2 protein-coding genes are annotated in these 4,168 nt (G+C 70.4%); one reads left to right on the top strand and one right to left on the bottom strand.

Features of this window, described 5'->3' with window-relative positions; all coding sequences use genetic code 11:
• Positions 1–58: 58 nt before the first annotated feature.
• Positions 59–1,429, bottom strand: a complete 1,371-nt coding sequence (locus HNO83_RS20040; RefSeq protein ID WP_175339301.1) for an ABC transporter substrate-binding protein — start codon at positions 1,427–1,429, stop codon at positions 59–61.
• A 263-nt stretch (positions 1,430–1,692) separates the two neighbouring features.
• On the opposite strand from HNO83_RS20040, the gene HNO83_RS20035 reads away from it, so the two are divergent.
• Positions 1,693–3,951, top strand: coding sequence for a glycoside hydrolase family 38 N-terminal domain-containing protein (locus tag HNO83_RS20035; RefSeq protein WP_175339300.1), 2,259 nt, complete (start codon positions 1,693–1,695; stop codon positions 3,949–3,951).
• Positions 3,952–4,168: the final 217 nt, after the last annotated feature.

Genomic DNA, 4,168 nt, shown 5'->3' with positions numbered 1-4,168 from the left:
GGCGGGGGCGCGCGAAAGGGGCGGCCTCCGGTGGGAGGCCGCCCCTGCAGAGCGCGGGTTACTTGCTGCTCTTGGTCGACTGGTCGTATGCCCTCATGGCCGCGGTCTGCGCGGCCTTCAGGGCCTCGCTGGCCGACTTGCTGCCGAGAAGGTACGACTGGATGGCGTTCTGCAGCTCCGTCTGGATCTGCTGGCCGGCCGGCGACGCGCCGAACGACTTGCCGTTGCCGACGACGTCGTAGTAGGTCGAGATGGCCTTGTCGAAGCCCTCGTTGCCGGACGGCTTCACGTACTTCTCGCGCAGCGTCTTGTCCGCCTCCGGGGAGCCGGTGAAGAGGCCGGTGTTGATCGCGCCGGGCGTCTTGGTCAGCGTCTTGGCGCGGGCGGCACCCGCAGCCTCCCACGCCTGCAGGCTGGTGAGGTCGAGCGCCCAGGCGCACGCGGCGTCCTTGTTCTTGGCGCCCGCCGGGATGACGAACGACGTGCCGGAGGCGACGGTGAACGGCTGGCCGGAGCTGTCCTTGAACGGCACGGCGCCGATGTCCACCTTGTCGACGAACGGGGTCAGCACGTTCACGTACCACTGGGCGTTCACCTGCGCGCCGACCTGGTCCTTCACGTACTGGTTGTTCTCTCCGAAGGTGTCGAAGGAGTCGGTGAAGCTCTTCACCTTGGCGTAGCCGCCCTGGGCGTCGGTGATCTGCTTGAGCACCTCGAGGCCCTTCTCGTTCTTGGAGTCGTCGAGCGTGGGCTTGCCGTCGGAGCCGATGATCTGACCGCCGTAGGCGAGCAGCCACAGACCGGCCTGCCCGCTCGCGACCGGGTCGAAGCCCAGCACGGACGGGTTGCCGCCGGACTCCTTGTACATCTTCTTGATGGCGGCGACGAGCGTGTCCGGCTTGGAGGTGTCGATGTCGGCGTCGGTGACCCCGGCCGCCTTCATCACGCGCTCGTTGGTGATGATCGCCGGCGGCTGGTAGAACTGCGGCACCGCGTAGATCTTGCCCTTGTAGGTGATGTCGTCGATGACCGATCCGTAGTACTGCTTCTTCGGGTCGACGCTGTTCACCGAGTAGCACTGGTCGAGCGGCTGGATGAGGCCCTGCGCCGCGTAGGTCGCGACGAACTGGCGGTCCATCTGCACGACGTCGGGGACGTTGCCGCCGGCGACGCGGGTGGTGAACTTCTGCGCGTCGAACGGGGTCTGATCGATCTTGATCTGGACGTTCTTCAGCTGGCTCTTGGCGTAGTCGAGTCGGGAGGTGCCGACGTCGTCGGCGTTGTCGAAGCCCCAGGCGTTGAGCTGGCCCTTCGCGTCCTTCGAGAAGTCCCCTCCGGACGAGCTGCCGCCGCTGGAGCTGCACCCGGCGAGGAGCGCCACCGACGCGGTGATGGCCAGCGCGGCGAGGGCGGTGTGCCTCTTGTTCATCTGATTTCCCTTCAGTGGTGTCGCGGCGGGCGTCCTCGCCCGTGCGAAGAGGTACGGGATCCCCTGCTGCCGGGGTTCGGGGGGCGGCAGTGTGGAAACCTTCCCACATCGCACGGTAATGCAGCAGCGAGGCTCAACACAAGGGGATCGGGTATCAGGAACCCGTTTTCGTTACGTGATCGTTTTGTACGCTTGAACCAGGTGCTTCTCAAGCCCTAGGGTTTTATGGCAACGATGCCATATCCGCCTCCAGGAAGGTCCTCATGTCCTCGATCCACCGGATCCTGCTGCTCGGACACACCCACCACGACGTCGGCTACACCAACAGCCCCCGCATCATCGACGGGATGCACGCGGAGATCGTCCGCGAAGTCCTCCGCCTGGCGGCCGCCGACACCGCCGCACCCACCGCACCCGACCGCTTCCGCTGGACGTTCGAGGCCGCGCGTCCGGTGCTGAACTTCCTCCGCACGGCCACGGCCGACGAGGTGGATGCGCTGCGCGCCCTCGTCGCCGACGGCACGCTCGCCGTCACCGGCGGCTACCTCAACATGACGCAGCTCCCCGATCTGCCCGAGTTCGAGGCGGCCTATCGGGCGCTCGACCGCATCCGCGAGGCCGGCATCCCGGTGCGCACCGAGCAGCACGGCGACGTCAACGGCATCGCCTGGGGCGCCGCCGACGCGATGCTCGACGCCGGGATCGAGCGCCTGGTCATGGCCCTCAACCCCGACCACGGCCGCGCCCCGCTGGAGCAGCCGAGCGTGTTCTGGTGGGAGGCGCCCTCCGGCCGGCGCGTCTTCACCCTGCTGTCGACCCACTACGGCTTCGGCGAGGAGTGGGGCATCGTGGACGCCGACGTCGAGCTCGCCGAGGAGCGCATCCACTCGTTCGTCGAGCGCCTGGAAGCACGCGACGACTACCCCTTCGACACCGCCGTCGTGCACGCGGGCAACGACAACCGCTGGCCGACCGCCCTCTTCACGCGCGTCGTCCGGCACTGGAACGAGCGGCACCCCGACCGGCCGATGGAGACGGCGACGATCGACACGGCGATGGATGCGCTGGCCGTGCAGGCGCCGGCCGACCTGCCGGTGCTGCGCGGCGAGTGGGCGGACTGGTGGTCGCACGGCCACGGATCCACCGCGCGCGAGGTGGCCGTCTACCGCGAGGCGCGCCGGTTCGCCCGGTCGGCTCGCGCGGCGCTGCGCATCGCGGCGGAGCGCGGCGAGGGCGACCCCGCGCTCGCGACCGTGCTCGGCTACCGCCGCGGCCCCGTGCGGCTGCGCAGCGACGCCGAGCTCGACGCCGCCTTCGACCGGGTGGATGAGGAGCTGCTGCTCTTCGGCGAGCACACCTGGGGCTCGTGGGAGACCTACTCGAAGCCGCACTCGCACTTCAGCCACTCGCACTGGAACGCCAAGGCCGCGTTCGCCTACGGCGCCTGGGATCTGGCGCGCGACCTGAACGTGGAGGCGCTGTACCGGCTGGCCGCGTCCGGCGCCGATCCCGTTCCCGCGGAGGGCGTGCTGGTGGCCAACCTCTCCGACCGCCCGCGCCGTGAGGCGGTCGAGGCGGAGGTCGGCGGAACCCGTCGCGTGACCCTGGTCGCGGACGTGCCGCCCGCGTCGGCGGTCGTGCTCCCGGCTCCCGAGCCCGAGCCGGACCCGACGCCGGGGACGACCGTGCAGGCGGGCCGCTACCGCGCGACCGTCGACCCCGCCCGCGGCGGCCTCGTGTCGCTGGTCGACCTTGCCGACGGCCGCGAGCTCGTCGATGCGGGTGCACCGCACGGCCTCGGCGCGGTCGTCGTGGAGACGGTCGCCGATGCCGGTCGCGCGCATCCCGTGTTCGAGAACCCGAAGAACTTCAACCCGGCGTTCCCCGGCCCGACGTTCGACCGCTCGCACGGCGTCGCCGCCGAGGAGCCGCAGGTGGTCGAGACCGGCGAGTACGCCCGCATCCGGTGGACGAGCGGGCTGCCCGGCCTCAGCGCCGTCTACACGCTCACGCTGTTCCGGGAGCTGGACGACATCGATCTGGCGGTGCACATCGCGAAACCCGAGCGGTTCGGGCCGGAGAGCATCTTCGTCGCGTTCCCGTTCGCGGTCGGCCGGCCGGAGTTCCTCGTCGAGACCGCCGGCGCCGTGTTCGCCGCCGAGACGGAGCAGCTGCCGGACACGTCGAAGGACTGGTACTCGATCCAGCACGCCGTCGGCGTCCGCGGCGACGGCGGCGCGGTGCTCTGGGGCACGGTGGATGCGCCCCTCGTGCAGCTCGGCGGCATCCGCACCGGCGAGTGGTCGCGAACGCTGGAACCGGTCGGCGGCCACATCGACAGCTGGGCGATGAACAACCTGCACTTCACCAACTTCCAGGCGAGGCAGGAGTTCACCGGGACGCTGCACTACCGCTTCCGTCCGGCCGCGGCCGAGGGACTGCGCGAGGCCGTCGCCGCGTACGGGGCGGCGATCGCTCTGCCGCTGCAGGCGCGGGCGTATGCCGGGCCGCTCGGGCGCTGACCGCATCCCGCAACCTGGGAGACCCCTCAAAAAGGGGACATCCGCCGATCCGATCGCGGCCGCGATCCGGATGACCCCAAGGCGGGCGTTCCCTCCCCCGCCCAACGGGATGCGGCACGCCGGATGCGACCAGGGGCGCGCGACGTGCCGCACCCCGCCCCCTCCACCGTCGAGTCCGCGAAGTCTGCACGCCCGCACCGCGTGTCGCGGGTAGTCT

The sequence above is a fragment of the Leifsonia sp. C5G2 genome (assembly GCF_013359685.1).
Lineage (GTDB): Bacteria > Actinomycetota > Actinomycetes > Actinomycetales > Microbacteriaceae > Leifsonia.
The sequence above is the reverse complement of the archived record's forward strand: the minus strand, read 5'-3'. Positions and strand labels throughout refer to the sequence as shown.

Coding starts and splice junctions, on each gene's coding strand:
- HNO83_RS20040 (WP_175339301.1), bottom strand. CDS start 1,429: ATGAACAAGAGGCACACCGCCCTCGCCGCGCTGGCCATCACCGCGTCG.
- HNO83_RS20035 (WP_175339300.1), top strand. CDS start 1,693: ATGTCCTCGATCCACCGGATCCTGCTGCTCGGACACACCCACCACGAC.